This window comes from Frigoribacterium sp. CFBP 8766, from assembly GCF_014841435.1.
Lineage (GTDB): Bacteria > Actinomycetota > Actinomycetes > Actinomycetales > Microbacteriaceae > Frigoribacterium.
Genome location: NZ_JACYTX010000003.1, coordinates 237,618 through 258,356, shown reverse-complemented (window position 1 = coordinate 258,356; position 20,739 = coordinate 237,618). Strand labels below are relative to the sequence as shown.

The following is a 20,739-nucleotide window of genomic DNA, read 5'->3' as shown; positions in this document are numbered from 1 at the left end:
GTCGTGGGACGGGACAGGCGTGGGCCCACGCCTGTCCCGTCCCACGACGCCTGCCCCGCGCAGCCCCTCCGCGCGGCCGCCGAGCCCAGCTCAGTCTCCTCGCGAGACGGCCCGTTCTCCGTCCCACCAGCTCGACCGCGAGTGGTCGCTGGCGAGGCGCGCGTCACCGCTGCTCAGGGTCGCTGCGATCCAGGCGATGGTCGCGACGACCTCGGCCCGGACGACCTCGGCGGGGACGGCCCTCCTGGCTTCCGGGCTCAACGCTCTCACCAGGAGCCAGGGGCGTGATCTACGAGTGTCGACCGACGGCATGCGCAGGGGCGAGACGGCGTTCCCGGGGATCCGCGCGGAGACCAACCAGACGCGGGACAGGTCGGCCGGGAGGAGGGGCATCCCGAAGTGCAGTTCGTCGACCACCACCTCCTGCTCGCGCAGCAGCTCCTCGACGGTCGACCGGGTCAGGGGCCAGCCCCAGCCGCGCGGCAGCCTGTCCTTCTCGTAGCGGGCCCAGGGCAGGTCGTCGTCCACCGTCGAAGGCTAGCGCGCGTGCCCACGCCGGGAACGTGCAGCCGCGGCACCGTTCGGCGGTAGTGTCTGCTCGTCCGCGACCGCACGAGGAGGTGCCCGGTGGCTCGACCTGCCTGGGTCACGAGCGTGCGCCGCCGTCCCGCGGGCGCCGCCTCCCTCGTCGTGCTCTCGGCCCTCGCCGTGCTGATCTCGGTGCTGGCGCCGATGCTGCTCCGGGCCGTTCAGCAGCAGGGCCTCGCCGAGGCGACCGCCCTCTCGCGGGTCGACGAGCTCAGCCTCGTCGTCGTGTCCGACCTCTACGGCGACTCGACCCTCGTGGGGATGTCGAACGGCCGCGACGTCGTCGAGTCGGTCGACGCGGGCCCCGTGTGGCGCGCCCCCGTGGTGGCCGCGGAGTCGGCCGCCGACGTGCTCTGGACGTCGGCGAGCGACGCGGACGTGACGGGCGGCGCGCGCGTGTCGAGCCTCCTCCGCGACGACTGCGGCGACACCGTGCTCGACGAGGGCGCCTGCCCTGTCGGCAGCGACCAGGTCATGGTGTCGTCGGCCGTCGAGGGCGTGGCCGTCGGCGACGTCCTCACGGTCGTCACGGACGGCGACCAGGTCGAGCTGACCGTCAGCGGGCGCTACGACCCGACGCGGGACGACGGCCGGTTCTTCGCCGCCCCCTCGCGCGCCGTGCGGGTCGACGTCCCGAGCGCCGACGACCTCGTGGTGACGTCGGACGGCTTCGACGCCTTGCTGCTGAACGCCAAGGTCTACGCCGCACTCGTCCCGTCCCGTCCGCTGGCCCTCGACGACGTGGCCCGGGTCCGTGCCGACGCCGCTGCCCTCGAGGAGGCGACCCTCGGCACGGACGGCGCCGCCGCCCGTGCCAGCCTGCGCACCGGCCTCACCGGCGTGCTCGGCGCCGTCGACCGCCAGGCCGACGCCGCAGCCGTCATCGCCGCGGCCACGGCGCTGCAGGCCCTCGCGCTCGCCTGGTTCGCGGTCGCGCTCGTCGTGCAGCGCCTCGCCCGCGTCCGCTCGGCCGAGTGGGGCCTCGCCCGGCTGCGCGGCCTGACGCGCGGTCGCTGGCTCGCGACGGTCTTCACCGAGCCCGCCCTGGCCGTCGTGCTCGGCGCGGTGCTCGGGGCGCTGGCCGGCTGGGGCTCCGCCGCCGTCGCGGCCCGGGCCTGGCTGGGCGACGAGGTGCACGTGGAGCCGACCAGTCCGCTCGTGGTGGGCGCCGCCTCCTCGGCACTCGTGGGGTCGCTCGTCGCGCTCGGCGTGGCGAGCCTGCGCTCGGCGCGGGTGCCCCTCGACCAGCTGCTCGGCGGGTCGGCCGACCCGCGGCGGCTCGGGCGGCTCGGCGTCGTCGTGCAGGCCGGCCTCGCGCTCGTCACCGTGACCGTGCTCGTCGCGCTGGTCACGCAGGGCGAGGCCCCCGGCCCGGGCGTCGCGCTGCTCGCGCCCAGCCTCGTCGCCGTGCTCGTCGGCGTCGGCGCCCTCCGGCTCGTCGCCCTGCTCGCCGGCCGCTCGGCCCGACGACCGCCCCGCTCGCTCCGCGCGCTGCTCGTCACGCGACGGCTCGGCCGGACGCCGTCGGTGCTCACCGCGGCCGTGCTCGTCTGCCTCGGCGTGGCCGTCACCGGCTGGGCGAGCCAGGTCGCCGTGACGGCCGACCGGCTGCAGGTCGACCGGGCCCGCGCCTCCGTGGGGGCCTCGACCGTGCTGAGCGTGGGCGTCCGCGACGACGTCGACGTCGTCGACGCGGTCCGCGCCGCGGATCCGGACGGCGACCGGGCGATGGCCGTCGACGTGCTGCGCCGCGGCCAGGGCGTCGGCCGCATCGTCGCCGTCGACACGGAGCGCCTCGGCGCGGTGTCCGCCTGGTCGGCCGGCTGGAGCTCCGCCGGCACCCCGGACCGCCTGGCCGAGCTGCTCGCCCCGCCGGTCGGCGACTCGTTCGTGCTGACCGGCTCGAGCCTGTCGCTCGACGTCGCCGACGTGACGACGATCGCGCCGCAGGGGCTCACCGTCGAGGGGTTCCCGACCGACCTCGCCGACGTGTCGCTCCGCGTGGTGGTGCAGGCGGCCGACGGCTGGCACACGGTCGACCTCGGCGACCCGCGCGACGGCACCCTGACGAGCGTGCCCGGCCGGTTCCCGTGCGAGGCCGGCTGCCGGGTCGTCTGGCTCGGCGTCACCAGCTCGCGCGCGACCACCCCGACCTTCGGCGTCGCCCTCACCGTGACCGGCATCTCGACCGACCAGGAGGCGGCGGCCGACACCGCCGACTGGCTCGCCCCCGACCGGTGGCGCGACCGCGTCGGCGAGGCCGTCGACCCCACCCGCCCGGCGACGACCGCGATCGCCGATGCGGTCGACCGTGGCGGCGCAGTTCCCGGGCTGGCGCTGTCGTTCCTCGACCAGCAGGGCGGCAACACGGCGTCGATCGCGCCGCTCGACGCGCCCGAGCCGCTGCCGGTCGTCGTCGCCGACGGCACCGCGACGACCCCGTTCGCCGGGGTGGAGGGCGGCCTCGTCGGTGTCGCCCCCGACCTGACGTCGCGCGTGCTCGCCCAGGTCGGCCACGCCCGGGTCCTGCCGCGCATCGGCGGCGAGGGGATCCTCGTCGACCTCCCGCTGCTCGACCGGGTGAGCGATCCCGGCGCGTCCGAGGCCGAGCACGAGGTGTGGCTCGCGCCGATGACGAGCGCCGAGGAGGCGCGGGTCGTCTCGGCCCTGTCCGACCAGGGCGTCGAGGTCGTCGGCACCAGGACCCTGCAGGAGGTGACGGCCGGGTACCGGCACGCGTCGCCGACCCGCGCCTCCTCGTTGGCCCTCGTGGTGGGAGCCGCCGCCCTGCTGCTGACGCTCGCCGCGACCGTGGCCGCGCGCGTCGTCTCGGCGCCGTCGCGCCGGGGCGACCGGGCGGCGCTCGAGTCGGCCGGGGTGCCCCGACGACGGCTGCGGCAGGCGGCGGCCCTCGAGGTGTTCCTGCCTCCCGCGGTCGGCACGGTGCTCGGCGGGGCGGCCGGGCTGGTCGCGTACCTGCTGACCGTGTCGCGGCTGCCGCTCGTCGTGGGCTCGGGGCGGACGCCGCCGCCCGACCTCGTGCCGTCGTGGGGGCCTCTCGTGCTGCTCGTCGTCGGCACTCTGGCGCTGCTCGCGGGCGTGGCCGGCGTCGCGGCGCGCGTCGAGCTCAGCGGGAGCGGAACGGTCGGGCCCGAGCGCAGCGGGCCCGAGCTCGGCGGGCGCGAGCTCGGCGGGCCCGAGCGCAGCCGGCGCGAGCTCGGCGGGCCCCAGCACAGCGGGCCCGAGCTCGGCCCCGAGGAGGAGCCTCGATGAACGACGACCTCGCCCTGCTCTGCCGCGGGCTCGTGCACGTGTACCGCGAGGCCGGCACCGACGTCGCCGCCCTGCGCGGCGTCGACCTCGTCGTGCCCGCCGGGCAGCGCGTCGCCGTGCTCGGCCCGTCGGGCTCGGGCAAGTCGACGCTGCTCTCGATCGTCGCGGGAGTGACGCGGCCGTCCGCCGGCCGGGCCGAGGTGTTCGGCACCGACCTGGCGACCGCGCGCGCGAGCACGATCACCCGCCTGCGCCGTGGGACGCTGGGCCTGATGATGCAGGGAGCCCCGGCCAACCTCCTCCTGCACGACGACGCCGTCGGCAACGTCGCCTGGGCTGTGGGCAGCCGCGAGCGGGACGACCTCCGCGTCGGCCGACGCGTGCTGCGCGCCGCCGGGCTCGTCGGCGACCGACGACCGGTCGGAGAGCTCACGCCGACCGAGCAGCAGGTCGTCGCGCTGGCCGTGGCCCTGGCCCCGCGCCCGCGCCTGCTGCTCGCCGACGAGCCCACGAGCAGGCTCGGGCCGGAGGCGCGCGACGCCCTGCTCGACCTGCTCGTCGAGACCACGTCGGAGGCGGGCACGGCCGTGCTCGTCGTCACCCACGACGACGCCGTCGCCGCGCGGATGCAGCGCATGGTGCACCTCCGCGACGGGCGCGTCGGCGAGGAGGCGACCGCCGAGGGGCGCTGGTCCGTCGTCGGCACCGACGGCTCGCTGCAGCTGCCGCAGGCCCTACGGGCCGACTGGTGGGACGGGGCGCTCGTCTCGGTCGAGGAGGTGGCGCCCGGCGAGCTGCGCGTGCGCCGGGTCGACGAGGCGGGCGGCAGGTCGGGCCGCAGGACGACGGGAGGCGCGGGGGCATGAGTGAGCGCGATGCGGGTGCGGGCGCGAGTGCGGGCGCGGGTCCGGGTGCGGGTGCGGGTGCGGGGCTGTCGGGGCGAGCAGGGCAGCCAGTCCGGCCAGGGCTCACTGCCGAGGAGGCGCGGGTCGGCTCCCCCGCGCTGCGCCTCGTCGGGCTCGTCGTGCGTCGTCCCGACGGCTCCCCCTCGGCCCCGGTCGACCTCGTCCTCTCGCGGGGCGAGGCCGCCGTGCTGCTCGGCGACCCCGACGGGGTGCCCTCGGCGGTGCTGCGCGTGGTCGCCGGGCTCGAGCGGCCGCTCGCCGGACAGGTGCTGTTCGGGGACGGGGGCGGGGACGGCGCGGGTGCCGGCGACCGCAGCGGCAGCGGCAGCGGCCGCCCCGGGCGCCCCGACGTCGGCCTCGTGACGCGTCAGCACGAGCTGCTCGGCTCGCTCACCGCGGCGGAGAACGTCGCCCTGCCGCTCCTCGCCCGCACGCCCGGGGCACTCGCCTCCTGGACCGAGGTCGAGCAGCTGCTCGACGGCCTCGGCGTCCCCGAGGCGAGCTGGCACAACCTGCTCGAGCAGCTCTCGGGCGGGCAGCAGCAGCGGGTCGCCGTCGCGCGCGCCCTGGCGGGACGGCCCGCGGTGCTCTGCCTCGACGACCCCACGAGCGAGCTCGACCCGGGCAGCGCGGCGGTCGTGTGGGACGTCGTCGACGCCGCCCGCCGCGACGGCGCCGCCGTGCTCAGCGCGGGCTCGCCCGACGACGTCGCGCGCGAAGGCGTCGCCCTGCTCAGCGTGCGCTGACCTGCCCGGCCGGCCCGCACCTCCTGCGCTCGCCCGCCGCGCACCCGCGCCCGTCACCCGCGCACCCCCGACGGTGCAGCACACCCCTGAATTCGAGGGTGTGCTGCACCGTCGGGGGTGTGAGCAGCAGGCGGGCCCTCAGGCCTCCCAGAGGGGCTGTGCCCGGCGGGCGGCGGCGTCGAGCTCGAGGTGCTCGAAGCGGTGCCGCGTCTCGGGGACGCCGAACTCGGGCCAGGCGAGCACGAGCTCGAGGGGCCCGTCGGCGGGCAGGGGCCACAGCCACAGGGTGCCGGTGCTCGTCATGAGACGGTCGTCGCCCTGGCCGCCCTGGGGCGCGAACGTCAGCACGGGGCCGACCGGCACCTCGTCGTGGCCCCCGTGGCCGCCGAAGCCGTGGCCCATGTCGGCGATCGCCGTGCTGCCGTCGGCGAGCTGGACGCCGAAGCGGAGGCCTGCCGTCTCGTCCGCGAGGCCGGGCCGGAAGCGCCCGCCCTCGAAGCGGTCGACCAGGACGGCCCACGCGCGCCGGCCCTGGCCCGGGTTCCTCAGGGTCGACTGCAGCTCGATGCCGACGCCGGAGGGGTGCGCCGTGACGCCCGTCACGGCGACCGCGACCTCGTCCGTGCGCGCGAGAAGGGCGGCCTCGGCCAGTCGCCCGGGCAACCAGCCCGCGGGAGGCTGTGTCCAGGCCGGCGGGACCCACGCCTCGGGCAGCTCGTCGTCGTCGACCGGGGACACCTCGGGGAAGAAGGACATGCCCCACCTCACCACGCCGCCGAGCGCCGCGCCAGCACGTCCTCGCCGACGAGCATGGCCCCGACCGACGCCGCACCCGCGGAACCCGCGCGCACCCTCGAGCGCGCCGAGAGGTCTGCGCGGGTTCGAGGGGCCCGCGCAGTCCATGGGGTGCACGGACGGCGCAGGGAACGGGCCCCGTCCTGCGGACGGGACCCGCGCCTCCTGCGGCTCAGGCCTGCGGTCAGCCTGCCGGCAGCGGGCCGTAGTACGTCGGCGACGTGCGCGACTGCGACGGACCCGTGGCCTGCTCGAACGCGTAGGCGAGGCCGAGCAGGTCGCCCTCGGCGTAGTCCCGCCCGAGGAACTCGAGGTTGACGCCGGCGCCGGTGACGGTGCCGTCCTCGGCGGTCGCCTGCCCCATCGGCACCGTCACGGCCGGCATGCCCGTGTTCGGGCTCAGCCGCATGTTCGTGCTGAACGACGAGTAGGGGTTGCCCGACGGGTAGATCAGCGTGTCGAGGTCCTGGTCGTCCAGCATCGCCGTGACCAGGGTGTGCCCGTTCGCGATGGCCGTGGTGTGCGTGCCGGTCGGGCCTGCCCACCCCTGGTAGGTCGCCTCGGTGACGGCGTCGCGAGACCGGTAGGTGCCTGCCCGCGACGGGACGTACTTGCCCGACGCCAGGACGCCCTGCAGCGAGCGCGCCTCGACGTTCGGCGCCAGGTGCTTCGCGACGTAGGCGTCGAGGTCGTGCTTGAACTCGTTCGTGCTGCCGCTGCCCTCGGCGAGCACGGCGGCGAAGCCGCTCGGCGGGGTCGCGATCGGGACGATCGTCGCGCCCTGCGCCTGCAGGGTCACCAGCGCATCCGCGAAGAGCCGGGCGGTGGTCCGGTTCGTGCTGACCATCGACGTCACGTAGCCGATGCGGGTGCCGGCGAGGGCGTCCGCGTCGAGGAAGCTCGTGTACGACTCCGGCACGAGGCCCTGCTGCTCGCTCGTGACCGGGTCCGCGGCGTCCACGCCGGTCACGGAGTCGAGCGCCACGGCGGCGTCGGTGACGGTGCGGGCGATCGGGCCTCCGGTGTCCTGCGTGAGCGCCAGGGGGATGATGCCGTCACGGCTGGCGAGTCCCACGGTGGGACGGACGCCGACGAGCTGGTTGTACGACGACGGGATGCGGATCGAGCCGCCCGTGTCGGTGCCGAACCCGATGCCGGCGAGGTTCGCCGCGATCGCCGCGCCGGTGCCGCCGCTCGAGCCGCCGGCCGTCTGGCTGGTGACGTACGGGCTGGCGACGAGCGTGCTCGTGCCGGCGGGCTGGTACGACGAGAACTCGGACGCGAAGCCGAACGCGAACTCGTCGAGGCTCGCCTTCGCGAGGATCACGGCACCGGACGCCCGCAGCCCCGCGACCATCGTCGCGTCGGTGCTGGTCTGGTTGCCGTCCCAGCAGCCGCAGCCGCCGGTGGTCGGCATGTCGACCGTGTCGTAGTTGTCCTTCACCGCGATCGGCACGCCGAGCAGCATGTCGGTCATCCCGTCGGAGGCGCGGGTCGCGTCGGCCTCGGCGGCCGCGGCGAGCGCGACCCCGCTGGTCGTGATGATCGAGCGCAGCGGGCGCCCGTTCGACGCCGGGTCGACCTTGGCCGTGTCGTAGGCGGCGATGCGGTCGAGGTAGTCCTGGGTGAGCTCGACCGAGGTCGTGACCCCGGCGTTCATGGCGGCCTGCATCTCGACGACCGACGCCTCGACGATCTCGAAGGGGCCGTCGTCGTAGACGATGCGCTGCGACAGGGCGGCGACGTCAGTGATCGTGATGACGCCGTCGGCGTCCGTGTCGGCGACCTCGACCTGGTCCCACGCCGAGGAGGCGCTGGTCGCCCCGAACGCGGAGCTCAGCACCTCGAGGTCGTCGGCCGTCACCTGGCGGTCGCCGGTCAGGTCGAGCTCGACCCAGTACGGGGCGAGGAACGTGCCGGCGGCGGGCGCGGGCGCTGCCGCGGCGGCCGCTGCGGCTGCGTCGGCGGTGTTCACGGCGTTCGCGGCCGGGACGGCCACGAGCCCGCCGAGCGCGAGGGCGCAGGTGACGGTCGTCGCGGCGAGGGCGCGGCGTCGGGTGGATGGCACGAGGGAGGTCCTCCTGTGGCTGGTCGAGTCGGGGGCGGGCGAGACGTGGCCGGGCGAGTCGGCACGGAGCGGCGCATGGCGAGCGCCGGGGCGGAGCGCGCTCATCGGGTGCCCGCCGAGCGGCGGCGGCGCACCTGGGCGACGACCACGGCGGCGATGCCGGCGAGCAGCACGGCGGCGCCCGCGAGGATCCCCGGGAACGCGTCCGAGCCCGTGAAGGCCAGGGGACCCGAGGACGAGGAGGCGCCGGTCGCGCCGGACGTGGGCGAGGGCACCGGCGCGGTGCCGCCTCCTGCGGGGGTGCTCGGGTCGGGTACCGGCACGGGTGCCGGGTCGACCGGGGGCACTGCCGCGGCGGTCACCGCGAGGGGCGCCGTGGACGGCGCCGCGAGCGTCGTCGTCAGCCCGTCCTCGGAGACGAGCGTGACCGAGGCGAGGTCGAGCGTGCCGTCGCCGGCGCCGATCGCGGCGAACTGCAGGTCGACGGCGAGGTCGCCCGCGAGCCCGGGCGAGGTGCCGAGCCGGGTGTGCGTGACGGTGAGGGTGCCGTCCTGCTCGTCGACGGCGTCGAAGCCGCCGTCGGGCGCGGTCGCGCTGCCGTCGACGTAGTCGAGCACGGCGGGGTCGTACTCGACCACGAGCTCGTAGGCGTAGACGTCGCTGGTGCCGGTCAGCGCGACCGACGCGTCGACGACGTCGCCGACCGTGGCCGCGGCGGGAGCGGTGACCGACGCGGCGGTGATGCCGGGCGCGATCGGGGCGGGCGCGGCGAGGGCCGGAGCGCTCCCGAGGGCGACGAGGCCGACGGCGAGGGCGCCGGTGGCCAGGGCCGTCCGGGGGCGCACGAGGCGCCGGGTGGTGTGCTGCATCGGGGCAGGTTCCTTCGGTCGAGGTCGAGCGCGGCTCGCCGTCGACTGCGGGGCAGGGGGACGCTGGTCCGACGCGCGGCCGGGCTGCTCGACGGGGCCGACGGGACGGCCTCGTGCCTCGCAGATCGCCGTCGGTCCGCTCGTGTGGATCACACGATCCACACCGTATTCATGGGGTGTTTCGAGCAGACGCACAGTGTCGTTACGGTCGTGTTTCCCGTCGGGTGTCGCCGAGCAGCTGCGCGCGAGCTCAGGCGGGGCCGAGCCCCGTCACGCCGCCGCCGACCGCACGCGTGACCTCGCCGTCGGGCCAGCGCAGGTCGACCCCACGCCGCAGCGACAGTTCGCCGATCTCGGCCGTCTCCGCGTACGGCGAGTGCATCCGCGACTCCCCGGGCCGGTCGGCCGTCACCATGCCGAACCCGGGGAAGCAGCTCAGCCAGTCCCCCACGGTCACCCCCGAGGAGGCGCCGCCCGGCCTCGGCACGGACGCCACGTCGACGACAGCGCCGTACCCGCTGGCCTCCGCGAGCATCCCCACGGTGCCGACGATGCCGGCCATGCTGACGTCCTTCGCCGCGGCGGGCCGTGCCCGCGCGACGGTGCCCGCGAGGTCGCGCAGCTCGTGCGAGCGGCGCCCCTCGGTCGAGTTCCACTGGCTGCCGTGGTGCCCCTCGCGCCACGAGCCGCTCACGTCGACCGTGAGGCTGAGGGCGTCGCCGTACCGGCCGCCGCCGCCCGGCACGGGATGGGCCGTCCGTCCGAGCGCCGTGACGCTGAGCGCGGCCGGCACCCCGACCTGCGTGTGGCCGCCGAGCAGCGGCACGCCCCAGGCCTCGGCGCCGCGGCGCACCCCGGCGAGCACCCGTCGGACGAACGCGGCGTCGCGGCCCGCCACCGCGTCCAGCAGCCCGACGGGCGCGGCGCCCATCGCGCTGAGGTCGTTCACGTTGACGAGCACGCCGCACCAGCCGGCCCACTCCGGGTCGCGCTCGACCATCGAGGGCAGGATCGCGTCGCAGGCAGCGACGACGTCGGTGCCCGGCACGGGCGCCCCGTCGTCGCCGACCCAGCCCGCGCCTCCCAGTGATCCGTCGGGCGAAGCCGCCCACGCGGTGTGCGGCTCGAGCACGGCCTCGAGCACCGACTTCGTCGCGTCGACGAGCCGCTGGTGCCGGTCGATCGGCCAGCGCATCCGGAGGTGGTCGACGCCGCCGATCACGCAGCGGCCGGTCTGCTCCCAGCCGAGACGCCGGAACAGCACCGACGAGCGCACCTGGACGGTCGCGTCGAAGCGGAGCACCCCGAGCTGCTCGGCGAGCGCCGACGCGGCCCGGACGAGTGCCGACCCGACGCCGAGGGCGCTCCGGGCCGACGGCGCGACGACGAGCCGCGAGCCCGTCCACCAGCCGATGTCCTCCGAGCCGACGGGCGCCAGGCGCACCCCGCCGACGACGCCTCCGCCGGCCCGGGCGACGAGCACGACGGTGCGCGGGTCGTCGTCGAGCTCGTCGCGGTCGGTGCCCTCGAAGAGCCCCTGCTCGTCGACGAACGCGTCGCGCCGCAGCCGTCGGTACGCCTCGACCTCGGCGCGGTCGGCGACCCCCACGATGAACTCCGCGGCGGGCGGCGCGACGACCCGCGGCCCCATCAGGGCGGGCACGTCGAGCAGCGCCACCTCAGCCCCCGGCCGTCTGCAGCGCCGAGCACGCGCCGCAGGCCGCGCAGCCGGCCTTCTGGTCGGTGCCCTTCATGCCGGCCGCGATCAGCGCCTCCGACACCCGGAAGGTGATGTCGTGCAGCACCGAGCCGTGCGGCGCGGGCACGTGGTCGACGTCGGTCGCGAGGGTCCCGCGCAGCGGCCGGAACGGGACGATGAACGGGTAGACGCCCATGTCGATCAGCTCCTGGGCGCCGGCGACCATCTCGTCCGGGTCCTCGCCGAGGCCGACGAGCAGGTAGGTCGAGACCTGGTTGCGGCCGAAGACGCGGACGGCCTCGCGCCAGGCGGCCCGGTACTCGTCCATCGACACGCGCGACTTGCCCGGCATCCAGCGGCGGCGCACGTCGTCGTCCATCGACTCGACGTGGATGCCGATCGAGCGCGCGCCGGCCTCGTACAGGTCGGTGATCGTCGCGAGGTCGCCCGGCGGCTCGCACTGCACCTGGATCTCGAGCTCGGGCACCACGGCCTTGATGGCGCGTACGCACCGAGCCAGGTGGGTCGCGCCGCGGTCGCGCCCCTTCGAGGTGCCGGTGGTCATCACCATCTGCTCGACGCCGTCCAGTCGCCAGGCGGCCTCGGCCACCTCCGCGATCATCGACGGCGTCTTGACGGCCACGGTCGAGCCGGAGTTCAGCGACTCCTCGATCGAGCAGAACCGGCAGCGCTCGGCGACGTCGTAGCGCACGCAGGTCTGGACGACGGTGGTCGCCAGCACCTTGGCCCCGTGGAGGCGCGCGATCGCCTCGTAGGAGACGCCGTCCGCCGTCGCCAGGTCGTAGAACCGGGGGCGGGCCACCGGCGTGACCTCGATGCCCGTGTCCTCGCCGTCGAGCAGCAGTCGCCCGTCGTCGACGAGGTACGGGCTGTCCTGGCTCTGCGGGATCGCGGACTGCAGGCCCTGGAACAGCACGTGTCCGTCGTCGCTCGGACCAGCGCCTCCTTCCCGGTGCACGGGGGCGGCGACCCGGATGCCGCGGATGGCGACGTCGACGCGGGTGGAGAGCGCCCCGCCGTTCGAGATGCCGACGGCACCGCGCGCGGGGGCCTGCGGCTCGTTCGTGATCGTCACGCGGTCACCGGCTCAGACCATGTAGGTGCTGTTGATGATGGCGCCCTTGCGGGCGTAGTGGATGACGGCGTCCTGCACGTCGAGGGGGTGGCACGGGATCACGCCGGCGATCAGGTCCTCCTCGCGGTTGCCGTGCAGCGCGAGGCCGAAGCGACAGCAGAACACCGTCCCGCCCTCGGCGATGAACGTCTCGAGCGCGTTGTTGATGTTGTTCTCGCCGGGGAACCCGTCCGAGCCCGTCGTCGGGAACCCGCGGTTGGCGATGCAGTTCATCGAGCCGGGGCCGTAGAAGTAGAGCACGCTCGTGAAGCCCTTGCGGAGGGCCCTGGTCGCCTGCAGCACGGCGACGAAGCTCACCGACGACTCGTGGGCGATGCCGTGCACGAGCTGGAAGTAGTGCTCGTCCTTCGTGGCCGTGTAGTCGGGGAAGATCTTGGTCGAGCCGTAGATGTTGCTCCCCTTCGGCAGCGAGGGGTGCGCGATCTCGTTGCGGGAGATCTCGATGTTGTCGAGGACCTGCTGGTCGAAGTCGATGTCGTTGTCGCTCATGGTGCGGGCTCCTTGCGGGGTCGGGACGAGACGGTGCCGGTCGAACTGCGGTGCCTGGATCTGGTCCCGAGTCTTCGACCGCCGTGTTGCAGGCGGATTACGAGGATTCGCCGTTTTGTTTCGGCGGCGCAGATCGTGCCTCTCTACTGCGGCCGCGACCTGCGACACGAGTTCTTATTCCGGCTGTAACCAATCGGAAACAGCTTCTGGCGTCTGATGGACGCACCGCAGGAACCTGCGCCACCGCCTCCACCGACCAGAGGAGACACGATGTCGACGACCGTCGCCGCCGTCTCGGCGAACTTCACCCGGGACCTCGACCAGAACTACGAGCTCATCGAGACCCTCGTCGGCGAGGCGAGGGCGTCCGGCGTGCAGCTGCTCGTCTTCCCCGAGGCCGCGATCGGCGGCTACCTGTCGTCGCTCGGCAACCACGGCGACACCCTCAAGACGACGACGCGCTCGCTGCCGCCGGCGGTCGCGCTCGACGGCCCCGAGCTCCGCCGCGTGCAGCAGATCGTCGGCGACATGGTCGTCTGCATCGGCTTCTGCGAGCTCGCCGACGACGGCGAGACGCGCTACAACGCCGCGGTCTGCCTCGACGGCACGCGGATCTACGGCTCGTACCGCAAGGTGCACCAGCCCCTCGGAGAGGCGATGTCGTACTCGGCAGGCGACGTCTACGAGGCCTTCGACACCCCCGTCGGCCGCCTCGGCATGCAGATCTGCTACGACAAGGCGTTCCCGGAGGCGGCCCGGTCGCTGGCGCTGGACGGTGCCGAGATCATCGTCAGCATGTCGGCCTGGCCCGTCGCCCGCACGGCCACCGCCGAGAACCTGCAGGACGACCGCTGGACCTACCGCTTCAACCTGCTCGACACGGCCCGCGCCCTCGACAACCAGGTCTTCTGGATCGCCTCGAACCAGGCCGGCACCTTCGGCTCGCTCCGCTACGTCGGCAACGCGAAGGTGGTCGACCCCGGCGGCGTCGTGCTCGCCACGACCCTGCTCGAGGCAGGCCTCGCGATCGCCGAGATCGACGTCGAGGGCACGTTCCGGGCGATGCGCGGCGGCATGTTCCACCTGCGCGACCGGCGGCCCGACGCGTACCGCACCGGCGAGGCCGAGGCGGCCTCCGCCGCCGGCAGGAGCCTCGCCCGTGCCTGAGATGACGTTCCAGGTGCGCTGGCCCGACGGCTCCGAGACCGCCTGCTACTCGCCGAGCCTCGTGGTGCACGACTGGCTCACCGCCGGAGCCGAGTACCCGCTCGCCGACTTCGTCGAGCGCTCGACGACCGCTCTCCGCATCGCGAGCGAGCGCGTCGCCGCGGCCTACGGCTTCGCCTGCACCTCCGCGATGCAGCAGCAGGCCGAGATCACCACGATCGCGGCGACGCACGAAGGAGGCGCGGTGCGGGTGCTCGAGATGCACCCGCCGCTGCCTGCCCCGGCGACCGCGCCCGCGCCTCCTGCAGGAGCGTCGTCGTGACCGCGCTCGTGACCTCCCCGCGCCGCGTCGTCGACGGCACGCGCGTCGAGGTCGCCATCGTCGGCGGCGGCCAGGCCGGCCTCTCGATCAGCTGGCACCTGACGCGCCAGGGCGTCGACCACGTCGTCCTCGAGCGCGACACGATCGCGCACGACTGGATCGACCGTCGCTGGGACGCCTTCACGCTCGTGACCCCGAACTGGCAGTGCGTGCTGCCGGGCTTCGCCTACGACGGCGACGACCCCGACGGCTTCATGGGCCGCGACGAGGTGCACGCGTGGATCCGTCGGTACGCCGCCTCCTTCGACGCCCCCGTCGTGGAGGGCGTGCTCGTCACCCGGCTGCGGGAGGCGGCGGCGGGCGGGTTCGAGGTCGTCACCGACCAGGGCACGATCCTCGCCGACCAGGTCGTGCTGGCCACCGGCGGCTACCACCGCCCGGTGCTGCCGGCCGTCGCCGCGGGGGTGTCCGACGACGTCGTGCAGGTGCACTCCGCCGACTACCGCTCGCCGCAGGCGCTGCCCGAGGGCGGCGTGCTCGTCGTCGGTTCGGGCCAGTCGGGCGCCCAGATCGCCGAGGACCTGCACCTCGCCGGGCGCCAGGTGCACCTCGCGCTCGGCTCCGCGCCCCGGTGCGCCCGCTTCTACCGCGGCCGCGACTGCATCGCGTGGCTGAGCGACATGGGCGTCTACGACATCCCGGTTCAGGCGCAGGTCGGCGGCCTCACCAAGCGCGAGTCGACGAACCACTACATGACCGGGCGGGGCGGCGGGCGCGACATCGACCTCCGCGCCTTCGCGCTCGAGGGCATGCGGCTCTACGGCCGGCTGACCGGCGCCGAGGGCACCGCCCTCACCTTCAGCCCGACGACTGAGGCGTCGCTCGACCACGCGGACTCGGTGATGGAGTCGATCAAGTCCGACATCGACCGCCACATCGAGCGCACCGGCGTCGACGCGCCCGTCGAGCCGCGCTACGTGCCGGTCTGGCGACCCGAGACCGAGGTGACGCGACTCGACCTGCGCGAGGCTGGCATCACGAGCGTCGTCTGGTCGGCCGGGTTCCGGGCGGACTGGTCGTGGGTGCATGTCGGGGTCTTCGACGGAGGCGGCGTCCCGACGCACCAGCGCGGCAGCACCACCGCGCCGGGCCTGCACTTCCTCGGGCTGCCGTGGCTGCACACCTGGGGGTCGGGTCGTTTCGAGGCGATCGCCCGCGACGCCGCTCACGTCGCCGAGAGCATCGCGGCGCGGGCCGGTCGGGCCGGCCGGGCCGGCCGGGCTGACGAGTCGGTGCTCGCGGAGGAGGCCGTGGCGGCGGGCTAGCCTGACGCCATGGCCGAGATCACGATGGGGGCCGTCGCCGCGCACTTCGGCCGCGACGTCGGGCGGACGCTCGCGAAGCTCCCCGGCATGGTCGAGCAGGCGCGCGCCCGCGGCGTCGACCTGCTCGTGCTGCCCGACGCGACCGTGGGCGGGTACCTGCTCGACCTCGTGCACCCGGGGGGCGCCTCCTCGGGTCCCGACTCGCTGCTGCCGCCGGCGGTCGAGATCGACGGGCCCGAGGTGCAGGCCGTCGCCGATCTCGCCGCCGACATGACGGTCTGCTTCGGCGTCACCGAGCGTGCCCTCGAGGGGGGTGAGGACGTCCGCTACAACAGCGCCGTCTGCGTCCAGGGCGGCCGCGTGCTCGGCTCGCACCGCAAGGTGCACCTGCCGCTCGGCGAGTCGGAGGTGTACCGGGCCGGCACCGGGTTCGTCCCGGTCGACACCCCCGTCGGCCGCCTCGGAATGATGATCGACTTCGACAAGACGTTCCCCGAGTCGTCGCGCACGCTGGCGCTCGCGGACGCCGAGCTGCTCGTCTGCCTGAGCGCCTGGCCGGCCAGCGTCACGGAGAGGTCGGACCGCCTCCGGAACGACCGCCAGGCGCACCTCTTCGACCTCTACGACTGCGCACGGGCCGCCGAGAACCAGCTCTGGCTCGTCTCGTCGAACCAGACGGGGGTGCTCGGCGGGCTGAGGTTCCTCGGGCAGGCGAAGGTCGTCGACCCGGCCGGCGAGATCGTCGCGAAGACCTGGGCCAAGGGCGGCCTGGCCGTCGCGACGGCCGACGTCGCCGCCGACGCCGCCAGGGCCCGCCGCACGATGGACCACCTGCGGCAGCGCGTGCCGTCGGCCTACGACAACGGCCTGCGATGATGCTGGCGATACCGATGCGGGCGGCGCGCTGATGCGGGTCGCGCAGGTCACGTACTCGACGAAGCCGCGGGGCGGCGTCGTGCACGCCCTGGCCCTGTCGGAGGCGCTGGCCCGGCGAGGCCACGAGGTCACGGTGTGGACCCTCGGCCGCGGCGGCGACCAGGCGTTCTTCCGCCGTGTCGACCCGGCCGTGCGCATCCGCGTGGTGCCCTTCGAGGCGCGCGACGACGAGTCGGTCGGCGACCGCATCGCTCGGTCGATCGAGACGATGGGGGCCGCGTTCGCGGAGGCCCGCGAGCACGAGCGGTACGACGTCGTGCACGCCCAGGACTGCATCTCGGCCAACGCGGTCGGCCCGTGCCTCCGGACGATCCACCACCTCGACGAGTTCACGACGCCCGAGCTCGTGCGCTGCCACGACGACGCGGTCCGCCGCCCGCTCGCCCGGATCTGCGTGTCGGCCGCCGTCGCCGCCGACGTCGAGCGCGGCTGGGGGCTGACGCCGACCGTGATCCCGAACGGCGTCGACTCGGCCCGCTTCGCCGCGGCGGCCGGACCCTCGGGCGACGGCGACCGGGCACGCTGGCGCGACCGGCTCGGCGAGTACGTGCTGGCGCTCGGCGGCATCGAGCCCCGCAAGGGCAGCCTCGACCTGGTCGAGGCGTTCGCGCTGCTCCGGCGCCGCCGACCCGACGTGCGCCTCGTCTTCGGCGGCGGCGAGACCCTGTTCGACTACCGCGAGTACCGCGCCAGGGTCGACGCCCGCATCGCCGAGCTCGGCCTCGACCCCGTCGTGCTCGGCGTGGTCGACGACGACGACCTGCCCTCGCTCGTGGCCGCCGCCGGCGCCCTCGCCTTCGTCTCGACCAAGGAGGGCTTCGGCCTCGCCGCGATGGAGGCCCTCGCCGCCGGCGTGCCCGTCGTCGCCCGCGACCTGCCGGTGCTGCGCGAGGTCTTCGGCCCGACCGTCGCCTACGCGGCCGATCCCGGGTCGATCGAGGAGGCGCTGGTCGCCGCCCTCGACGGGTCAGGCCCCGCAGCCGGTCCCGGCCGCGACCTCGCGGGGTCGCACTCCTGGGACGACGTCGCCCTGCTCCACGAGCAGTTCTACGAGGCCGTCGGCAGGGAGGGCGACCATGGCGCGGCAGTCGATCTCGCGCATCGTCACGGGGCTCGCTGAGGCGGACCCCGACCGCGTGGTGGCACGCGACGACGCCGGGACGCTGACGGCCTCGCAGCTGGACCGCGCCTCCTCGGTCCTCGCCCGCGCCTACCTCGACCTCGGCGTCGGCCACGACTCGCTGGTGACCGTGGCCCTGCCGAACACCGTCGAGATGATCGTCGTCTGCGCCGCGATCTGGAGGTGCGGGGCGACGCCGCAGCCGATCTCGCTCGGGCTCGACGCCGCGGAGCGAGCCGAGCTGGAGGCGCTGGTGCGGCCGGCGCTGGTGGTGGGGGTGCCGTCGGCGGGTGCGGGTGGTGGTGCCGGGCGTGCCGCTGGTGCCGGGGGTGCCGGGGGCGTGCCGTGGGTGCCTGCGGGCTGGGTGCCTCCCCCGGTGGCCGGTGACGCGCCTCCTCTGCCGGACGCGTGGGCGTCGAGCTGGAAGGCGCCGACCTCGTCGGGGTCGACCGGACGGCCCAAGGTCGTGCTGGCCGCCGCGCCCGCGCTGCTCGACCCGTCGGCGGCCGTCGCGTCGTTCCTGCCCCGCGACCAGGTGCAGCTCGTGGCCGGGCCGCTGACGCACTCGGCGACGTTCACGTACGCGTTCCGCGGGCTGCTGACCGGGCACGAGCTCGTGCTGCTGCCGCGCTTCGACGAGCGACGGATGCTGCGGGCGATCGCGTCGCACCGGGTGACCTGGGCGCTGGTCGTGCCGACGATGATGCACCGGCTGCTGCGCCTGCCCGACGAGGAGCGCGCCGCCGCCGACCTGTCGTCGCTCCAGACCGTGCTGCACCTCGGCGCGCCCTGTCCGCCGGACCTGAAGCGCCGGTTCATGGCCTGGGTCGGTGCCGAGCGCGTCGTCGAGGTGTACGCCGGCAGCGAGTCGAACGGCGTGCTGACGATCCGCGGCGACGAGTGGCTCGAGCACCCCGGCAGCGTGGGGCGGCCGGGCGGCGGGACGAGCGTCGCCGTCCGCACGGCCGACGGCGACGACCTGCCGGAGGGCACGGTCGGGCAGGTGTGGCTGCGGCGCGCAGGAGGCCCGACGTACCGGTACCTCGGCGGCCGCTCGGCCCGGACCGACGACGGCTGGGACACCCTCGGCGACCTCGGCCGCCTCGACCCCGACGGGTACCTGCACCTGGTCGACCGGGTCGACGACGTCGTGCTGCGCGGCGGCGTCAACGTGCACCCGACCGAGGTGGAGCGGGTGCTGGAGGCGCACCCCGCCGTGCGCGGCGCGGTCGCGTTCGGCGTCGCCGACGACGACCTCGGCCAGCGGATCGAGGCCGTGGTGGACGTCGCGGGTGCGGCCGCGGGCGTCACGGCGGAGGAGCTCCTCGCGTGGGCGCGGCAGCGGCTCGACCCCGAGCGACGTCCGGCTGCGCTGTGGCTCGTGGACGAGCCCGTGCGCGACGACGCCGGCAAGACCAGCCGCCGCGCGTGGGCCGCGCGCGCTCACCAGGAGGCAGGCAGCGGCGCTCCGGGAGCGGGCGGGTGCTCGACGAGCGCGATCGCGTCGTCGAGTCCGACGTGCCCGGGGAAGTTGTAGCGGCCGAAGCGGCCCGTCGGATCGTTCGACGAGGTCGGCATCGCGACGCCGGTGCGGCGCAGCGCCTCCGCGAGCACCCGGGTGGAGGTGCCGTCGAGGCGGGGGCCCCGCCGGTCGCGCAGGATGATCTCGACCCGCGCCTCCTTCGCGGTCAGGCGGAGCACGAGCACGTCCGACCGCAGGGCCGGGTCGAGCGGCACGAGAGCGCGGTCGACGTCGGCGAGCGCGACGGTGCGGCGGGTGCCGGCGCGCAGCTGGTCGGTGTCGAGGTTCACCCAGGGCTGCGGGTAGATCGCGTTCCGCGCCGCGGTGGCGACCCACATCAGGGCCGCGATCAGCACGGCTCCGAGCAGCAGGTTGCTCGGGAACGGCACGAGGCCGTCGAAGAACCGGCCGGCCTGCGCGCCGAAGTAGACGATCATCGTGACGACGAACACGGCGCTGTACCCGGCCCACGACGACCACCAGCTGCGCTCGCCGATCCGCACCCAGCCGGAGGCGAGGGGCGCGTCGGCTTTGTCCGAGGCGCCCTCGCCGGAGGTGCTCTCGCTCGAGGTGCCCTCGCCGGAGGCGCTCTCGCTCGAGGTGCCCTCGCCGGAGGCGCCCTGGGCGTCCCCGTCCGCGGCGCCGGTCACGCCCGGCTGCCGTCGGACGTGGTGCCCCGGCGGCGCAGCGCAGTCACGCCGCCGACCACGCCGACCACGAGAGCCGCCGCGAGCAGCCCGCCCGCGGTGATCGTGAGGACGTTGCCGGCGAGCAGCCGGACGGTGGACCAGTCCGTCGCGGGAGCCGTGCTGTAGACGGCCGGGCTGCCGGCCGTGAGATCGCCCGCCCAGACCACGAGCGACGCGAGCCCGAACAGCAGCACGCCCGCCGCGGCGAGCGCGACGGCCGTCCCGAGGAGGCGGCGGCCGGGTCGTCGAGTCCTCGTCATGAGCCGAGACTAGGGCCGAGCAAGGCCGAGTAAGGCCGAGCAGGGCCGTGCAGGGCCGTGCAGGGCCGGACAAGCGGCCCTGTCGCGAGCCGGCGGGTGGGCGGCAGTCAGCCGCCGACGACCAGCCGGTCGAGGCGGCGCCGGGCGGCGCGCACCACGTCGACGAGCAGCACGTCGTCGGGCCCCGCGATCCAGTCCTCGAGCGACGACTCGAAGAGGACGGAGGCGGTGCGCGCGACCAGGGACGCGTCGGCGCCCGGCACGCCCGTCTCGACCAGCGCCTCCGCGATCGCGTCGGCGAGCGCGGCAGCCCTGAGCAGCTCGCGCTCACGCAGCTGTGGCTCGGAGCGGACGACGGCACGTCGTGCGGCGACCTCGGGGCGCCAGCGCTGCAGGTCACCGGCGGCGACGACCTCGACACCGTGCATCGCGAGGTCGAGCGGGCCGAGGCCGTCGGGCGCAGCGGCGACGAGTCGCGAGACGACCTCGGGGAACTCGCGCTGGCGGAGGAACAGCACGTCGCGTTTGTCGGCGAAGTGACGGAAGAACGTGCGGGTGGTCAGGCCTGCCCGCTCCGCGATCTGCGGAACGGTGGTCGACGCGAAGCCGCGCTCGGCGAACAGGCTCATCGCCGCCTCCTCGAGCCGGAGTGCTGCGTCGGGTGCCCAGCGTGCCATCGGGCCAGGGTAGCTGATGACATCTCGTGCCATCAGGCGTAAGGTGACGACACGGCATGTCATCACCTGCGCACCGCCCCACCGCGCTCGTCGCCGCTCCGCCGCCCGGCTCCCCGCCACACCTGCACCACAG

The 20,739-nt window shown here is 75.2% G+C and carries 19 protein-coding genes; 9 read left to right on the top strand and 10 right to left on the bottom strand.

All coding sequences use genetic code 11. From position 1 onward, the window contains the following. Positions 1-90: 90 nt before the first annotated feature. Complete coding sequence (locus IFT90_RS12730; RefSeq protein WP_192042571.1) at positions 91-528, bottom strand: hypothetical protein; 438 nt, start codon at positions 526-528, stop codon at positions 91-93. Positions 529-627: 99 nt separating this feature from the next. Between IFT90_RS12730 and IFT90_RS12725 the strand changes: the two genes are divergently transcribed. The 3 genes from IFT90_RS12725 to IFT90_RS12715 are packed head-to-tail and all read left to right on the top strand — an operon-like array spanning position 628 to position 5,512. Then, on the top strand, positions 628-3,861 hold the full coding sequence (locus IFT90_RS12725) for an ABC transporter permease (protein WP_192042570.1): 3,234 nt from the start codon (positions 628-630) through the stop codon (positions 3,859-3,861). Next, on the top strand, positions 3,858-4,727 hold the full coding sequence (locus tag IFT90_RS12720; protein ID WP_192042569.1) for an ABC transporter ATP-binding protein: 870 nt from the start codon (positions 3,858-3,860) through the stop codon (positions 4,725-4,727). Before IFT90_RS12725 ends, IFT90_RS12720 begins: the two co-directional genes overlap by 4 nt. Beyond that, the gene (locus IFT90_RS12715) at positions 4,724-5,512 is read left to right on the top strand and encodes an ATP-binding cassette domain-containing protein (protein WP_192042568.1); all 789 of its coding nucleotides are present in this window, start codon (positions 4,724-4,726) and stop codon (positions 5,510-5,512) included. Before IFT90_RS12720 ends, IFT90_RS12715 begins: the two co-directional genes overlap by 4 nt. A gap of 138 nt (positions 5,513-5,650) precedes the next feature. On the opposite strand, the gene IFT90_RS12710 is transcribed toward IFT90_RS12715, so the two are convergent. The 6 genes from IFT90_RS12710 to IFT90_RS12685 all read right to left on the bottom strand — a co-directional run bounded on the left by IFT90_RS12710 (position 5,651) and on the right by IFT90_RS12685 (position 12,588). After that, positions 5,651-6,268, bottom strand: a complete 618-nt coding sequence (locus IFT90_RS12710; RefSeq protein ID WP_192042567.1) for a hypothetical protein — start codon at positions 6,266-6,268, stop codon at positions 5,651-5,653. Between the two features lie 223 nt (positions 6,269-6,491). Next, entirely contained in the window at positions 6,492-8,375 is a 1,884-nt protein-coding gene (locus IFT90_RS12705; protein WP_371741090.1) for an amidase family protein, read from the bottom strand. Positions 8,376-8,476: 101 nt separating this feature from the next. Then, a complete protein-coding gene (locus IFT90_RS12700; RefSeq protein ID WP_192042566.1) occupies positions 8,477-9,244 on the bottom strand; it encodes a cohesin domain-containing protein in 768 nt (255 codons plus the stop codon). A gap of 250 nt (positions 9,245-9,494) precedes the next feature. Next, positions 9,495-10,922, bottom strand: coding sequence for an MSMEG_0567/sll0787 family protein (locus IFT90_RS12695; protein WP_197980952.1), 1,428 nt, complete (start codon positions 10,920-10,922; stop codon positions 9,495-9,497). A 1-nt stretch (position 10,923) separates the two neighbouring features. Further along, positions 10,924-12,039, bottom strand: a complete 1,116-nt coding sequence (locus IFT90_RS12690) for an MSMEG_0568 family radical SAM protein (RefSeq protein ID WP_371741089.1) — start codon at positions 12,037-12,039, stop codon at positions 10,924-10,926. 12 nt (positions 12,040-12,051) lie between these two features. Then, positions 12,052-12,588: an MSMEG_0572/Sll0783 family nitrogen starvation response protein gene (locus IFT90_RS12685; protein WP_123547142.1), complete on the bottom strand. Its 537-nt coding sequence runs from the start codon at positions 12,586-12,588 to the stop codon at positions 12,052-12,054. Positions 12,589-12,858: 270 nt separating this feature from the next. Here IFT90_RS12685 and IFT90_RS12680 point away from each other — a divergent pair, with 270 nt between their 5' ends. Genes IFT90_RS12680 through IFT90_RS12655 form a run of 6 tightly spaced genes read left to right on the top strand, consistent with a single transcriptional unit; the run spans position 12,859 to position 18,995 of the window. Next, positions 12,859-13,755 (top strand): carbon-nitrogen hydrolase family protein, encoded by an 897-nt coding sequence (locus IFT90_RS12680; RefSeq protein WP_192042565.1) that lies wholly within the window; start codon positions 12,859-12,861, stop codon positions 13,753-13,755. A 1-nt stretch (position 13,756) separates the two neighbouring features. Continuing rightward, positions 13,757-14,077, top strand: a complete 321-nt coding sequence (locus tag IFT90_RS12675; protein WP_199861869.1) for an MSMEG_0570 family nitrogen starvation response protein — start codon at positions 13,757-13,759, stop codon at positions 14,075-14,077. After that, entirely contained in the window at positions 14,074-15,402 is a 1,329-nt protein-coding gene (locus IFT90_RS12670) for an MSMEG_0569 family flavin-dependent oxidoreductase (RefSeq protein ID WP_371812309.1), read from the top strand. Before IFT90_RS12675 ends, IFT90_RS12670 begins: the two co-directional genes overlap by 4 nt. A gap of 9 nt (positions 15,403-15,411) precedes the next feature. After that, on the top strand, positions 15,412-16,278 hold the full coding sequence (locus IFT90_RS12665; protein ID WP_192042563.1) for a carbon-nitrogen hydrolase family protein: 867 nt from the start codon (positions 15,412-15,414) through the stop codon (positions 16,276-16,278). Between the two features lie 31 nt (positions 16,279-16,309). Beyond that, entirely contained in the window at positions 16,310-17,458 is a 1,149-nt protein-coding gene (locus IFT90_RS12660) for an MSMEG_0565 family glycosyltransferase (protein WP_192042562.1), read from the top strand. Continuing rightward, positions 17,415-18,995 carry an AMP-binding protein gene (locus IFT90_RS12655; RefSeq protein ID WP_192042561.1) on the top strand — a complete coding sequence of 527 codons (1,581 nt, stop codon included), beginning with the start codon at positions 17,415-17,417 and terminating at the stop codon, positions 18,993-18,995. The genes IFT90_RS12660 and IFT90_RS12655 overlap by 44 nt, the downstream gene beginning before the upstream one ends. On the opposite strand, the gene IFT90_RS12650 is transcribed toward IFT90_RS12655, so the two are convergent. From IFT90_RS12650 to IFT90_RS12640, 3 genes are all read right to left on the bottom strand, one after another. Further along, positions 18,902-19,630, bottom strand: coding sequence for a hypothetical protein (locus tag IFT90_RS12650; RefSeq protein WP_192042560.1), 729 nt, complete (start codon positions 19,628-19,630; stop codon positions 18,902-18,904). The two genes, IFT90_RS12655 and IFT90_RS12650, sit on opposite strands and share 94 nt — an antisense overlap. Next, a complete protein-coding gene (locus IFT90_RS12645; RefSeq protein ID WP_192042559.1) occupies positions 19,627-19,929 on the bottom strand; it encodes a hypothetical protein in 303 nt (100 codons plus the stop codon). The genes IFT90_RS12650 and IFT90_RS12645 overlap by 4 nt, the downstream gene beginning before the upstream one ends. Positions 19,930-20,036: 107 nt before the next feature. Then, positions 20,037-20,606 carry a TetR/AcrR family transcriptional regulator gene (locus IFT90_RS12640; RefSeq protein WP_192042558.1) on the bottom strand — a complete coding sequence of 190 codons (570 nt, stop codon included), beginning with the start codon at positions 20,604-20,606 and terminating at the stop codon, positions 20,037-20,039. Between the last annotated feature and the right edge of the window lie 133 nt (positions 20,607-20,739).

Coding starts and splice junctions, on each gene's coding strand:
- IFT90_RS12720 (WP_192042569.1), top strand. CDS start 3,858: ATGAACGACGACCTCGCCCTGCTCTGCCGCGGGCTCGTGCACGTGTAC.
- IFT90_RS12715 (WP_192042568.1), top strand. CDS start 4,724: ATGAGTGAGCGCGATGCGGGTGCGGGCGCGAGTGCGGGCGCGGGTCCG.
- IFT90_RS12710 (WP_192042567.1), bottom strand. CDS start 6,268: ATGTCCTTCTTCCCCGAGGTGTCCCCGGTCGACGACGACGAGCTGCCC.
- IFT90_RS12700 (WP_192042566.1), bottom strand. CDS start 9,244: ATGCAGCACACCACCCGGCGCCTCGTGCGCCCCCGGACGGCCCTGGCC.
- IFT90_RS12685 (WP_123547142.1), bottom strand. CDS start 12,588: ATGAGCGACAACGACATCGACTTCGACCAGCAGGTCCTCGACAACATC.
- IFT90_RS12680 (WP_192042565.1), top strand. CDS start 12,859: ATGTCGACGACCGTCGCCGCCGTCTCGGCGAACTTCACCCGGGACCTC.
- IFT90_RS12675 (WP_199861869.1), top strand. CDS start 13,757: ATGACGTTCCAGGTGCGCTGGCCCGACGGCTCCGAGACCGCCTGCTAC.
- IFT90_RS12665 (WP_192042563.1), top strand. CDS start 15,412: ATGGCCGAGATCACGATGGGGGCCGTCGCCGCGCACTTCGGCCGCGAC.
- IFT90_RS12660 (WP_192042562.1), top strand. CDS start 16,310: ATGCGGGTCGCGCAGGTCACGTACTCGACGAAGCCGCGGGGCGGCGTC.
- IFT90_RS12655 (WP_192042561.1), top strand. CDS start 17,415: ATGGCGCGGCAGTCGATCTCGCGCATCGTCACGGGGCTCGCTGAGGCG.
- IFT90_RS12645 (WP_192042559.1), bottom strand. CDS start 19,929: ATGACGAGGACTCGACGACCCGGCCGCCGCCTCCTCGGGACGGCCGTC.
- IFT90_RS12640 (WP_192042558.1), bottom strand. CDS start 20,606: ATGGCACGCTGGGCACCCGACGCAGCACTCCGGCTCGAGGAGGCGGCG.